This window comes from Legionella wadsworthii DSM 21896 = ATCC 33877, assembly GCF_000701265.1.
Taxonomy (GTDB): domain Bacteria; phylum Pseudomonadota; class Gammaproteobacteria; order Legionellales; family Legionellaceae; genus Legionella; species Legionella wadsworthii.
The window spans coordinates 456,634-471,143 of sequence record NZ_KL370759.1; the positions used below are offsets into that span (position 1 = coordinate 456,634).

Below are 14,510 nucleotides of genomic sequence, written 5' to 3' on the forward strand. Positions count from 1 at the left end.
TCTGTTTCAAATGGATAATGTCTCAAAGTTTTATGTTAGAAGACTTAACTTGGATAAGCAAGTACATTCACTATTCTAATGCAAAGAATATAGCTATTTTTATTTAGAGATAATGGTTCATTTATTGGATTGAAACCCAAGTAGTTGATACAGGGCATTCTTGGGTTTCAAAGGCATCGATCAACTGGGGGCCATCGGCGTGGATATTTGTTCTTGACGTTGCTCTGTGGGACTTGGTTTATCAGCAACACCCTCCTTATAAGCATCCTCCCCGAACCGTGCCATATGTTTCAAAAAACTATTCATCGTGGTTTCAGGTACGGGAGTTTGTTTCATCATTTCTTTTATTCTTTCTTTCCTGGAATCAGGATCCATTTTATCCAACGCATCTTTCTTGTCCTGAGGCATGTTTTTCTTGGCTTCATCAGTGAAGTACTTCTCAGCTTCATCTTGGATTTGTGGATTTTGTATTGTTTTAATTTTACTAAATACAGAACCCCAGGTTACCCTCTGACCATTGGGATTAACCGTTTTAACAAATGCTGCAGAGGCACCGTAAATTTGTTGTTGCGACAGCATTGGGGTTGACTGGGGTTTTGATTGAGCTGTGGAAGTAATAGCACGTGCAGCCCCTTGTGTTAAACTTTGGATGGAAACAGTACCATCAGGGGGACTCATGCCCAGCTGAGTGCTTGATTCTAAAGCTTGCTTTGCATTAGCACGTGCAGATTGGAGACTATTTACTTGATTTTTTATCATTGTATGTTGCGCTTTAGACTGAGCAAGATTGGTCGTGTTTGAGTCGATTTCTTTATCTTTGGTATCTGCAACTACCTTTTTAACCAGTTGTATGTCATCTTTTTTATCTTGAAAATCTTTTTTTGCTCTGTTTTTTTCTTCTTGAGGCATATTTTTAAATGTATCTAAATCAGTACCTTTAGGTACTAGATAATACTCCCCACCATCCTTTAAAACGGTTTTATCTTTAGGTACAACAAATGCAGCTTTTTTATAGGTGCTGACTTCTTCTCCATTTTCATTTATAAATTTCTTATCTTTTTTGGTATCAATTAAATCATTAACATTTGCAATTTTAAAACCAATAGTATTCAATTTATCCACTAATTGATTGAGCTTTTTCTCATCACCTGTTTGCGCCATTTCATCAGCAATGGCATCAGCTTCTTTTTGGAGTTTGTCTTTTTCTACTTCGAGTTTGTCGACGGATAGGTTTTCCAGGTAAGAAGATTCGTTATCAAATTCGTCAAAACTCTTTTGGTAAACACTGTGTTTCTCACTAATTCGTTCGCGTTCAGTTTCTAACCTTTTAACACGCTTCTCCAGATCTTCTTCAGCTTTCTGGTATGCTTCTATTGCCTCAGAGTATTTATCATATATTTCATCGTCTGTTTTGGTGGACTCAGGTGGTGCGGCTTTTTTCTGAAAATTCTTTTCATCGTTGAGAATTTTCTCTTGTTCTTGGATGAGTTCGGCTTGTGCTTTTTGAGCTTCAGCTTCTTCTGCGAGCAGCCAATGAAACAGCAGTCCTCTTCTTCGTTCGTGAGTTATGATTTCTTCTTGAATTTGTAGCTGTCGCTCTTCTTCAATTGCACGTTCATGAGCTAATTCAGCACCAATTTCATGAGTCACAGTTTCACCCGCTGGGGATAAAAGGAAAACCCTTAGGTCATCCGGATTTTGTAAGCCGAATCTACTCAGGTCGATGGTAGAAGGTTTTGGATTATCAGGTGTAGAAAATGCGAGATCTCCACTTGCTTCTTTCGAATCAATGGCAGCGTTTAGTTTCTCATTCATTATCGCATTTATTTGTTCTATGGTAAGTTTCGGAGCATCTCTTACTTCTTTTGCAATGGTCATATCTATATTATCCTCTTACACCCTACTGTAATTATATACAATATTGTACAATAAATCACCAGAAGTTGGCGGGTTTGAATAAACAGTTAAATACTATAATCGATTTCTGAACTTTGAAAAGCAAGTTTTGAACTACTTTGCGAACTTTTTACGGTAAATAAGGATTGATGATTAGAAATTTGGCCGGAACTTATTTCTTGCGGTGAAGAACAACTGGTATTTTCCAGGAGTGTTCGTAGTAAACAGTGACTGCTGGAATGGGGTATTAGCTCATACCGTCTTGGATCCGTGGCGTAATATTCAGAATCATCCAGTGAAGTATGCAAAAGTATATCTTCTTTTGCGAACGCCCAATGATATAAGTGTCCCCTTTGACTTTCTATAAAGGATAACAAAGTATGTTTCAGCGTGCTGGCTTGTTGATCAAGCCAATTGCAAGCTTTAGCGATTCCCTTAGCTCCGGTTTGAAATAAAATCCCGAACGAATTATCCCAAATTTTGCCTAGTGTTATAATACAGTTTCCTAAAGCAAAAGCGATAATCCGAGTGATGGGATCTAAAATAGTTAAGCCTACCCGGGTCAAGAAAGAAATTAAATCAAGAATGGGTAATATTACAATATTTTTTATAAGTTGTAGCGACGGAATACACAAAACGCGAATGCAGTTGATACCAAAATTTATTAACTTAGCATCAGAAAAATGTCCAAATGGCCAGGTAAATCCATAGATTGGAGAAAATCTGAAACCCGCAATTAAATTATCTGATGGACCCCGTTTTGCAAAGAAAAGTAACACTTCCCCTACATCACTAACTTGACCTAAAAAAGCCAATGTTTTGGTGATTAGGTTGGTTACTCCCCTAAAGGGCACATGAATCAAAAGCGCACTTATTTCGATAAGAGGGATGGTAAGAAGGGCTAAAGCAAAATCAATACCTCCCGCAAGTGTTTGTTTACAGGTGGTCTGAAGAAGGTGATAACTTTTTTGAAATCCTTTCAGTAGTCCTTTATGTACTCCGTAGTAATAGCCTTCAATAAATGGCGCAACACTCAATTTACCCAGGGTAACCATGTTTTTGCACAACCATTTACAAGTACCCAAAAACCAATCATCACCAGGATGCATAATGGTATCATAAATGGCAGCCCCACCTTTTCCACCTAAAGCGGCGTAATTGGTATAAGGGAAATCGCCCATCTCATGACCCAAAGAGGGGACTACTTTAGTGAGACCATAACCTAAACTAAGAGCCAATGAAGCGATAATAGCTATTTCAGCGGGATCTTCTTTAAGAACACTGAAAGCCTCTACAAAAAACTTATCCAGATTTCCCCCTGCGACGACACCTTGCCAGTAGGTCATTGAAGCGGAAATTGCCTCTGAAATAGTTCCATGGCTCATCCAATGGGCTAATTTTTGTGTTGGCTCAATACCTGCAATTAAGCCATGTAAGTGCAATTTGGTTAAAAGAGATTTTAGGAGCTCTGGAGCAAGTACAGCACCGCCACCATAAAGATAAGCTGCCATTGCCAATGTGCCTATTAAGGGATTTTGTTCACTGACATCGATGAAAAAATGAGCAATATGGCGTAGTACTTCCAAGGCCCGGTGAAAAGGGTTATCGTAAGCATGCGGGCTTGGCGGATGCTCGGGGCGAGCAATCACATAGGAACTATGGCTGATTTGCTCTTTAATGAACTCTTCAAGAGTTTGTCCATTTGCCAAGAGCCCTTCATTTTGCAAGGCCAATATCAATGAATTTCTTGATTTATTTGATTTGTGTTGGTCTTTTGTATCCGAATTGTGTTGGAGGGAAATGTGACTCTGATGAATATGATTAAAAAAATCATCATGTAAATCATGGACAATAAAGTGGCTCAAGCTTTTATAGAACTTATAAAAAAAGCCGGGAATACGGGAAATAAATGCTTTTAATCTAAGGCTAACACGTTCCGGCAAATATAGATGACGTTTGCTTATTTGTCCTAAAGTGTAAAGATCTTGTCCATCTGGCAGAGGATAGAAAAGCTTATCGAAAACAAAATAACGCAAAGAGATAATGTGATTCTCTTGCCGTATTAAAATAGTTTGTTCATTTTCAACAATAATCCAACTTCCTTGTGGTAGTCCACTGAGATTTTTTTTTGCTTTTTTTATATTTTTAGCGAGCAATCCTTCATTGGAGTTATTGATGAATTGGTTCACTAAATTTTTTAAATTTTCATAACCTTTTTGTGGAAATCCTTGTAATCGGTAATAGGGTGTAATTTGAGTAATTGAGAGGCCATCCAGACGTTTTAGAACTTCTGTTTTGTGCTCCGGTTTGGTATTTATTGCAAGATAGTTGATCCAGTCATGTCCATCCTGCCACAATTTCTTTAAAAAGGCAGCAAGTTGTATCAACCTATTCGCAGGAATAAGATTCAGTCGGTTGGCAGGTGGTAGATTATAGTAACTACAAATAACGCGTAGGGCATCATCTAAATCTTTGGAATTATGGCCAATATGAAGTTCACTATCCCACACAAGCATGGCTTTTTTAGATCCCTCATTTTTTTGTATACGGCTGAAATCCATTTGATCACGGCGCGAGATCTTATAGATGCGATTAAATGTATGATGTTGGGCTATTTGATGAGCTTCATAAAGAATGGTTCCCAGAGAACCTTCGGAAATGAGTGGAGAAGTCGCTAATATTCTATTCTGGTCCGCGCTGCGGTTTATCACCTCAATCACCTGTTTTCTTAAGGCTTCGTGTCCTTCATGGTCCTGAGGAGATAATTGACGTTCAATTTTTAATAATTGATTTAAATTTTTATAGCATTCATTGGCAATTAGCAATTTTTGTTCTTGTGATGGTGTAAGTGGTTTGCTGTAACTTTCCGATCGTATTCGATAGCGATGTACCTTGGTCATTGTATTTGCAACTAATGAGGAAAGTCGTTCTCCTGGTAAAAGCTGAATAAGCTCTGCTTGATAGGTGAAAACCATCAGTTGCACGGTTTTTTTATCATGGTTTGCAATGAGACGCAGTCTGTCGCCTCCAGGAAGGAGGTATTCCATATTATAATGACCATATAATACTGTTCCAGCTTCGTGGCTAAACGGGCTTCCGGTAATAGTGGGTAATGCTTGATGACTAAAGGGCGTTATGGTTAAAGGAACGAGTATTTGGGTATGGCCATCCCTAGTTACAAAATCAGACATTTGAACCATCCTTTGTTCACATACTGCACAGGATACTGGTATTTTTAATGAAATATCAAGTATAAAAGAGACAAATCTGGAAATTTAATGAGGCCACTGATAAAATGATTTAAAAATAAACAGGAATCTAATTTTAATGACTAGTTATTGTGGTTACATTGCTTTAGTTGGCAGACCTAATGTCGGGAAATCTACTCTTCTTAATTGTATTTTACAGCAAAAAGTGAGCATTACCTCAAGGAAGCCTCAAACAACACGGCACAGTATTTTAGGAATACGTACTGAAAATGAGTACCAATTTGTTTATGTCGATACCCCTGGAATCCACCAGGGGAGTAAAAAAGCAATGAATCGCATGATGAACAAAACGGCAATCAGCGTCTTGCGCGATGTGGATGTGATTGCTTTTTTAGTGGATGGTACTCATTGGAAAGATGAGGACGAATATGTATTAAGTTTAGTGAAACAAGCTAAAGTACCTTGTATTTTGGTCGTGAACAAAGTAGATAAAATTGAAGATAAAAATCAATTGCTGCCCTGGATTGAAGAGTTAAATCAAAAACATGAATTTGCCGCAATTATTCCTATATCAGCGAAAACTGGGGTGCAGGTTGAAGAATTGCAGGAAAAACTACAGAACTATTTACCTGAAGGTCCCCATCTATTTCCAGATGATCAACTGACAGATCGCTCTATAAAATTCATGTGCGCCGAATTATTGCGAGAAAAAATCTTTCGATTTTGTGGGCAGGAATTACCTTATGCTGTTACAGTAGATATTGAATCATACAAAGATGAAGGGGCGCTGGTGCGGATTCATGCATTGATTCTCGTAGATAAAGACAATCACAAGCGAATGATCATTGGGGACAAAGGTCAAAAATTGAAAGAAATGGCCACAAATGCGCGTTTGGATATGGAAAAACTATTAGGCAAAAAAGTATTTTTACAGTGCTGGTGCAAAGTAAAATCTGGCTGGTCCGATGACGAGCGTATCTTAAAACAATTAGGCTATGACCATTAAACCTTTAGAGGCTTGGATCTTACATAAGAAGTGGTCTGGAGATACGAGCGCTCGAGTTATTTTTTTTTCACGTGACTTAGGATTAATTCAGTGCCTGTACAAAGGCGGGCGTACCCCGAAAAAGCAAGCCTTGTTACAACCATTTACTCCTTTATGGGTTAACCTTGCAGAACGTCATGATCGGCACTATGCACAGGCTGTTGAAACAATTTCGCCAACACTTCAACTCACAGGCAGCTCGCTTTTCGCAGGCTTATATATTAATGAAGTTCTTTATTATGCACTGAAACCAAACTATTCAGATCCCTCCTTGTTTGATGCCTATTTATTTACTTTAAACGAATTGGCCTTGGCAAAAGAACGGTTGATGATTGAAGCTTCATTGAGGCGTTTTGAATGGACCTTACTTCATGCATGTGGTTATTCTTTTTCATTAACTTGTGAAGCACAAACCGCAAATCCAATTGTCCCGGGAGCGTATTATCAATTTGTTGCCGGGGAAGGCTTTGTGAAAAATAATCAAGGCATTCCCGGCACTCATATTCTTGCTTTATCCCAAGATAATCTAAGTGAGGTTTCCTATCTTAAATCAGCAAAAATTATTATGCGCCAAGCAATAGATTACCTTGTAGGTGGACGCGAAATTAAGACAAGAAGTTTGTATCTTGCTGAAATAAAATAAGCGGATGAAGCTAAGGAATATTAGAAATTCAGAATTTGCAATTTTCATGAAGGACAATCCATATAGGTTTGCATTCGATGTAAAAGGGGTGCTTGAGTTAGCGAAGGATGAACTTTATACTCTTTATTTTATATGTAAGGTGTAGAATGAAAAAGCCGATACTACTGGGTGTAAATATTGATCATATCGCGACGGTTCGTCAGGCGCGTGGAACCCGTTACCCTGATCCTGTTCAAGCAGCAATGGAGGCGGAAGAAGCAGGTGCTGACGGAATCACTTTGCATATGAGAGAAGATTTGCGGCATATACAAGCACGGGATGTACGACTGATAAAACAAGTATTGCAAACGCGCATGAATCTTGAGTTGGCGGTGACTGATGCGATGCTGGATTTTGCAGAAGAAATTGCACCTGAACATACCTGTTTGGTGCCTGAAAAGCGCGAGGAGTTAACAACCGAAGGTGGATTAGATGTCATTTCCCACCTAAAATCAGTGGAGCAGGCTGTAAGGCGATTGAAAACTATAGGAAGTGAAGTCTCTTTATTCATTGATCCAGATTTGGAACAAATTAAGGCTGCGGCAGATATTGGCGCACCTGTTATTGAATTGCATACGGGTTGTTATGCTGATGCAATTCATGTCGAACAGCAACAGCATGAATTGGCACGGATAAAAAATGCTGCAGAATACGCAGCCAGTCTCAATCTCATTGTCAATGCAGGGCATGGTCTTAATTATCATAATGTTCAACCTATAGCCTCAATCAAAGAGTTACATGAACTTAACATAGGCCATGCCATTATCGCCCGAGCTTTATTTTGTGGTATGAAAGAGGCAGTAAGACACATGCGTCAACTAATGCAGGAAGCAAGACTCTATGTCAACATCTGACGTAATTGTTATACGTATAACGGGAGATTCGGGGGATGGAGTGCAATTGGTGGGGGAGCAACTCACCATCAGTGCGGCACTTACTGGACGTGATGTGCGGACTTTACCGGATTTCCCTGCAGAAATTAGAGCCCCGGCAGGTACAGTAGCTGGAGTCTCTGGTTTTCAGCTGGCAATGGCAGAACATGCTATTTTTACAGCAGGGGAAGCAATTGATGTGCTTGTTGCGTTAAATCCCGCTGCATTAAAAAATTCCCTACAATATTTAAACCAAGGGGGTTTGCTCATTATCAATGAAGACAGTTTCCAAGAAAAAGATTGGCAAAAGGCCGGAATGGAAAAGAGTTTTCTCGATAATGACGCGGAGCATTACCAAATCATTTCCCTCCCTTTAATCACCCAAACCTTGCAGGCAGTATCGTCACTTGAATTAACGAAGCCTCAGGGGACAAAAACTAAAAACTTTTATATATTGGGTTTAATATTGTGGTTGTTTGATTTACCCACCTCAGTATGTGAAGCCTTCATTACTAAAAAATTCAAGTCGAATGCCGATATTGCCAAAGCAAACCAATTGGCTTTATTAGCTGGATATAATTATGCCATGACATTAGAGTTATCCCGCCGCAATTATATGTTAGGTGAAGTGAACCGAGATGTAGGGGCGTATCGGCAAATTACGGGAGTTGAAGCAGTTGGATTAGCACTTGCTACTCTGGCAACATCTACTCAAATACCGCTTTTGGTTTCTGGTTATCCCATAACCCCTTCCTCTGCCATACTGCATGAATGTGCGAGATTGTCTGATTTTGGCGTGCAATTGTTTCAAGCTGAAGATGAAATTGCAGCGATATGTGCGTGTATTGGAGCTTCTTATGGGGGAAGTCTGGCATTAACAACTACCTCAGGACCAGGACTGGATTTAAAAAGTGAGGGCCTGGGGCTCGCGGTAATTGCTGAATTACCTTTAGTGTTACTTGACGTCCAAAGAGCTGGCGCATCTACAGGTTTACCCACAAAAACGAGTCAAAGCGATTTGCTTCATGCCCTCTACGGGCGGCATGGTGAAGCTCCATTGCCTGTATTGGCAGCCAAATCGGCTGCAGATTGTTTTAATACGGTTTTGGAAGCATTTAACTTGGCAATCAAATACATGACTCCTGTCATTGTTTTACTGGATGCTTATATGGCCAATGCAGCTGAGCCATGGAAAATTCCTGAAATAAGTACTCTAGAGTTACCCAAAATTGAATTTAACCGTTTCCCTAAGCCGTTTACTCGTGATGAGTTTTTAAGCCGTAGCTGGAACAAACCCGGTACTGAAGGCTACATTCATCAGTTAGGAGGGTTGGAGAAACAAGGTGATGAAGGCCGCGTGAGCTATGATGCAGAAAATCATCAAAAAATGGTTCATTTACGCCAGCAGAAAATTAAAGGCATCGCACGTGAATATAAACAGTTGGAAATTGAAGGGGATGCCGATGCATCCATTATCATCATAGGTTGGGGCAGTACTTATGGCAGCCTGAAATCAGCAGTTTTGCAGTGTTTGGAACAGGGATTATCCATTGCTTATGTGCACTTAAGACATCTCAATCCTTTACCTAATGATTTAGGGGAGATACTAAAGAAATACAATAAAGTATTCGTTGCTGAGTTAAATTCGGGACAATTGAGCCAAATTATTCGTGGTATGTATCTAGTGGATGCCCAAGTGATCGGCCAATCGAATGGACAACCATTTACCGTGAGTTATCTGGTAAATACAATCAAGACGGAAGTCAATTATGAGCCAATATAAGCGTGAAGATTTTGCCAATGCTAATGAAGTTCGCTGGTGTCCAGGCTGTGGTGATTATGCCATCTTAATGGCGATACAAAAAATATTACCAGAACTGGGATTGCCACCAGAACAGCATGTTTTTATTTCTGGAATTGGTTGTGCTGGCAGATTACCCTATTATATGAATACTTACGGGTTTCATACCATACATGGTCGGGCAACCGCAGTTGCAACTGGTTTAAAAGTACTTAGGGATGATCTTTGTGTTTGGATTATAACTGGAGATGGAGATGCTCTGAGCATCGGTACCAATCATCTGATTCATATCCTGAGACGAAATGTTAACGTGAATATTTTATTATTTAATAATCAGGTATATGGATTAACAAAAGGCCAATTTTCCCCCACTTCACAAAAGGGTCAAGTAACAAAAACATCTCCTAAGGGTGTATCCAATGAACCAGTCAACCCTTTAATTTTAGCTTTGGCTGCAGGTGCAAGTTTCGTGGCACGGGTTGTAGATAAAGATCCAGCACATCTAGGGACGATATTAAAGAAAGCTCAAGAACATGAAGGGTGTTCTTTTGTAGAAATTTATCAAGATTGCAATATTTTCAACCATGGGGCATTCGATGAGTTTGCACTTAAAAATAACCGGGCGGAGAATACTGTAATATTGGAAGAAGGGCAGCCCTTACTTTATGGATCACGAAAAGAAAAAGCACTCTCTTTCATGGGAGAGGAGATTGTGAGTGTTTCAGCAGATCAAATGCATATTTCTCTTCATGATCCCCGCAATTTAGTCGCTGCAATCCGCCTTGCCTCTTTATCTTTTCCCGATTACCCCGTACCGTTGGGAATTTATTATCAAAAAAATAGAGAAGTGTACTCTTTACCTCAAGAGATTAAGAAAACTACGGATGATTTACACGAACTATTTAGAGCCAAGGCTACCTGGCAACAAAGTTAAGTCACTTTCAATGTTGCCGGATTAGCGCTGCGATCAGGGTGATAGGATATGAGCTGATTTCTGGTCTCGCTGGCTACACTCAAATACAAATGATTATCAGGTAATAAGGACTTAAGGATAAAAAAAATCCCGGTAAGACCGGGACTAGCTAGAGGAGAACAGGAGTTAGTCGCGACCTGAAAAGGCGCCTAATATATTGAGTAAACTAACAAATAAATTGTAAATGGATACAAAAAGACCAACGGTAGCTGAAATATAATTGGTTTCCCCTGCATGAATAATCTCACTGGTTTGCATGAGGATTAATCCTGAAGAAATAAGAATAAATGCAGCTGAAATGGCTAATTGCAAGGCAGGTATTTGAATGAAAATTCCTGCGATCATGGCTAATAGTACCACCATAATTCCAACAAAAAGAAATCCACCCAGGAAGCTGAAATCCTTTCGCGTTGTTAAAGCATAACCTGATAGAGCAAAGAAAATAATACCAGTACCTCCTAAAGCGGTTGCAATTAATTGCGGACCATTTGTGAAGTGGCTGATATAAAAATTAAGAACTGGTCCTAATGTGTAGCCTAGAAAACCCGTGAAAGCAAAAACACTCACAAGTCCCCAGACACTGTTTCGTAATGCTTGCGTCAAGAACATCAGACCATAAACGCCGACTATCATGAGAATAGGGTTCATGGGACGTGCGCCACTTGTAAGGGATAAAACAGCCATAAATGCGCTGAATATGAATGTCAAACTAAGTAAAAGATAGGTATTTCGTAGTACTTTATTTGTTGAAAGTACCGACTCATTACCTCGCGTAAGTATTGTGACATCGTTTCGGTTCATTGTTTATAGCTCCTCTATTTTTATATATTTAGTCTAGCATATTTGTGGGTTAGTTTCCTATATTTCAAGTTTTTAAAAGAAGTATTTTTGTTTTGAGGATCCTAAGTACTATAGTAGTATTATAGATTCACTTTAAATTAGTTTACCGTTTATTTTAGTAGCCCTCATGCATTGAAGGAACAGCCAACTTATCGGGTATTCTGGCCTTTGTGGCTTATCCCGAGAATACGAAAGCAATTTCCAAAATTTTGTGGGTCATAAATTACAGGAATTTATTATGGCACGAGCAGCATTAATACAAATGGTTTCCTCAGCAGAAGTTGCTAATAATTTGCAGCAGGCAGAAAAATTAATAATACAGGCTCGTGAAGAGCAAGCAGATCTCGTTCTTTTACCTGAAAATTTTGCTTTCATGGGCCTTAATGAAGCAGATAAATTAAGTATTGCAGAAACTTATGGGGATGGTCCTATCCAACAAAAAATCAGTGAATTAGCAAAAAGGTTAGGAATATGGATTATTCCAGGAACTATTCCACTTAAAAGCACTGGTTCAAAAGTACGTGCGAGTTGTGTCGTTTATGATGAAAAAGGGAAGTGCGCGGCGCGTTATGATAAGATTCATCTGTTTGATGTAAATGTTTCTTCCAAAGAAGCCTACCAAGAATCACTTTCCGTAGAAGGTGGGCATGATTTGGCTCTTGTTGATACGCCCATTGGTAAGATAGGGCTGACTGTTTGTTATGATTTACGTTTCGCGGAGCTGTATCAGGAATTAATGCGCTGTGGTGCTCAGGTATTTACAGTTCCTTCCGCCTTCACGGCAGTGACTGGATTGGCTCATTGGGAAGTGTTATTAAGAGCAAGAGCAATTGAAAATTTATGTTATGTGTTGGCAGCAAATCAAGGCGGGAGGCATGAAAATGGACGTAGTACCTACGGACACAGTATGATTGTTGATCCTTGGGGGAAGGTACTTACCCAGAAAGAAGCAGGCAATGGAATAGTCATTGCCGATATTGATTTGCAAAGCCAAAAAGAATTAAGGCGCACTTTCCCCTGTTTAGAACATCATGTATTAAACTTAAAAGAGATACATCAGTCTTGATGGAAAACAAACGATACTATTTTTAAAAGGTACTTAAATGACAGAAGCGCTAACTACAGCAAAAAAGATCTTATTAGCTCCTGCAGCATTGGATGAATCAGGTATAGAAAAATTATTTAAAACGATGATGAACCGTCATATAGATGATGCGGATCTTTATTTTCAAAGTTGCAGTTATGAATCCTGGTATCTGGAAGATTCTGTAGTGAAGAGTGGAAGCTATTCACTGGATAGAGGAGTAGGAATTAGAGCTGTAAGCGGGGATAAAACGGGTTTTGCCTATTGCGATGACATTTTGTTTCCCTCCATGTTAAAGGCTGCGGATGCTGCCCGCTCCATTGCGATGACGGGATCGAAACCCATTCAATCGATTCAGGTTAAAGATGCGGCAGTGAGTCGTTACCAAAGTTTAAATCCTATAGAAGGTATGAGTAAGCAAGAAAAGATTGCTTTATTAGAAGCCCTCGACAAAGAAGCACGAAGCATCGATCCCCGGGTGATTCAGGTTAATGCGTCATTAAGTGGTTGTTATGAGGTTGTGATGGTCTCCGGGATGAATGGGCAAATGATCGCAGATGTAAGACCTTTAGTCAGCATCAATGTCAGTGTCATAGTAGAAGATAAAAATGGAAGAAGAGAATCTGCGCGATCCGGTGGTGGCGGTCGGTTACATTACTCCTACTTTACCGAAAAAGAAATCGCCCTAGGTTATGCACGGGAAGCAGTACGTGAAGCTTTGATAAATCTCGAAGCACAACCTGCACCCGCAGGCACCATGCCTGTCGTTTTGGGCCCAGGCTGGCCCGGTGTCTTGTTGCATGAAGCAGTCGGACATGGTTTAGAAGGTGATTTTAATCGAAAAGGGTTATCCGCTTTTTCTGGACGAATTGGCCAACAAGTTGCTGCAGAAGGCGTGACCGTGGTGGACGATGGCACTTTGAAAGACAGGCGTGGGTCCCTGACTATTGATGATGAGGGAACACCGTCTCAATGTACTACATTGATCGATAATGGCGTTTTAGTGAACTACATGCAAGATAAACTGAACGCAAAATTAATGGGGATGCAATCCACAGGGAATTGTCGTCGCGAATCTTATGCACATGTTCCCATGCCAAGAATGACGAATACCTACATGTTGGCTGGAAAGCATAATCCCGAAGAAATCATTCGTTCGGTACAACGTGGATTATATGCAGTTAATTTTGGTGGGGGACAGGTCGATATCACATCAGGTCAATTTGTATTCTCCGCCAGTGAAGCATACCTTATTGAAAATGGGAAAATTACTGCACCAGTGAAAGGAGCGACTCTAATTGGCAATGGTCCTGATGTCATGAAAAAAATCAGCATGATCGGTAATGACTTAAAATTAGATGGTGGAATTGGGGTTTGTGGAAAAGATGGACAATCAGTTCCAGTCGGTGTGGGTCAACCAACTTTAAAAATAGATGCTTTGACAGTAGGTGGAACCAGTTGATTCTTATATGGGTAGACTGATTGAGCCGTTTGCTTTGTTCAGTCTACCCATTCACTTTTACATGCTGAAAAAATCGTTATTTGACTTAATCTTTTAAACCGGTAGGCAGTATGATATTAATTGAATTATTGGATTGGGATAGTACTGAGCCTCCTAAACCATTCGTCAGAGTATAAGTGACGGTAAATCTTGAATCGATTGGATTATTGCTTTGATAACTGCAAATTACGTTTCCTGATGCACTGTTGTAATTAATCGAATCATTGAAATAATTCATTAAATTAGAAGGGATATCTTTTACTGAACCGGTTGAACGAAAATACACTTGGAGTGTTTGAGACAAAATGAATTCCACTCCATAACCTCCGATATAGTCTCCAAAATTCGCTATGGAGTTTGGGCTACCTTGAGTGGTAGGGCAAACAACAGTAATTTCATTAAAAATTGGATCTGCTGTTGCTGTTTCCGATAACAGCACAAAGCCAGAAAGCAGCAATACCGAGCTTAATACCATACTTTTAAACATAGTAGTTCCTTCTAGTGATTTATAAAAAATGTGATTTTTTAAAAGCAAATGAATTGTTCATGAATAAATTTAGGCTGTCAATTGAAATTTATTTTGTTCAAAGACAACCAGTTTACGGCA

11 protein-coding genes are annotated in these 14,510 nt (G+C 39.6%); 7 read left to right on the forward strand and 4 right to left on the reverse strand.

From position 1 onward, the window contains the following. Window positions 1-180: 180 nt before the first annotated feature. Together BU07_RS0108220 and BU07_RS0108225 are read right to left on the reverse strand one after the other, a co-directional pair. Entirely contained in the window at window positions 181-1,878 is a 1,698-nt protein-coding gene (locus BU07_RS0108220; protein ID WP_031565076.1) for a hypothetical protein, read from the reverse strand. Window positions 1,879-1,964: 86 nt separating this feature from the next. Then, entirely contained in the window at window positions 1,965-5,087 is a 3,123-nt protein-coding gene (locus tag BU07_RS0108225; protein WP_031565077.1) for a hypothetical protein, read from the reverse strand. A gap of 136 nt (window positions 5,088-5,223) precedes the next feature. On the opposite strand from BU07_RS0108225, the gene era reads away from it, so the two are divergent. From era to BU07_RS0108255, 5 genes are all read left to right on the forward strand, one after another. Further along, a complete protein-coding gene (gene era, locus BU07_RS0108230; protein ID WP_031565078.1) occupies window positions 5,224-6,111 on the forward strand; it encodes a GTPase Era in 888 nt (295 codons plus the stop codon). Further along, window positions 6,101-6,793, forward strand: a complete 693-nt coding sequence (gene recO, locus BU07_RS0108235) for a DNA repair protein RecO (RefSeq protein WP_031565079.1) — start codon at window positions 6,101-6,103, stop codon at window positions 6,791-6,793. The genes era and recO overlap by 11 nt, the downstream gene beginning before the upstream one ends. Window positions 6,794-6,939: 146 nt before the next feature. Beyond that, window positions 6,940-7,686, forward strand: coding sequence for a pyridoxine 5'-phosphate synthase (gene pdxJ / locus BU07_RS0108245; protein WP_031565081.1), 747 nt, complete (start codon window positions 6,940-6,942; stop codon window positions 7,684-7,686). Continuing rightward, entirely contained in the window at window positions 7,673-9,487 is a 1,815-nt protein-coding gene (locus BU07_RS0108250; protein WP_031565083.1) for a 2-oxoacid:acceptor oxidoreductase subunit alpha, read from the forward strand. The genes pdxJ and BU07_RS0108250 overlap by 14 nt, the downstream gene beginning before the upstream one ends. Next, entirely contained in the window at window positions 9,471-10,439 is a 969-nt protein-coding gene (locus BU07_RS0108255; RefSeq protein ID WP_031565085.1) for a 2-oxoacid:ferredoxin oxidoreductase subunit beta, read from the forward strand. Before BU07_RS0108250 ends, BU07_RS0108255 begins: the two co-directional genes overlap by 17 nt. Window positions 10,440-10,604: 165 nt before the next feature. Here the strand turns inward: BU07_RS0108255 and BU07_RS0108260 are convergent, their stop codons facing one another. Continuing rightward, a complete protein-coding gene (locus tag BU07_RS0108260) occupies window positions 10,605-11,279 on the reverse strand; it encodes a Bax inhibitor-1/YccA family protein (RefSeq protein ID WP_031565086.1) in 675 nt (224 codons plus the stop codon). A 277-nt stretch (window positions 11,280-11,556) separates the two neighbouring features. Between BU07_RS0108260 and BU07_RS0108265 the strand changes: the two genes are divergently transcribed. Continuing rightward, a complete protein-coding gene (locus BU07_RS0108265) occupies window positions 11,557-12,384 on the forward strand; it encodes a carbon-nitrogen hydrolase family protein (protein ID WP_031565088.1) in 828 nt (275 codons plus the stop codon). A gap of 37 nt (window positions 12,385-12,421) precedes the next feature. Next, window positions 12,422-13,864: a metalloprotease TldD gene (tldD, locus tag BU07_RS0108270; RefSeq protein ID WP_031565090.1), complete on the forward strand. Its 1,443-nt coding sequence runs from the start codon at window positions 12,422-12,424 to the stop codon at window positions 13,862-13,864. Between the two features lie 85 nt (window positions 13,865-13,949). On the opposite strand, the gene BU07_RS0108275 is transcribed toward tldD, so the two are convergent. Further along, window positions 13,950-14,390, reverse strand: coding sequence for a hypothetical protein (locus tag BU07_RS0108275; protein ID WP_031565091.1), 441 nt, complete (start codon window positions 14,388-14,390; stop codon window positions 13,950-13,952). Between the last annotated feature and the right edge of the window lie 120 nt (window positions 14,391-14,510).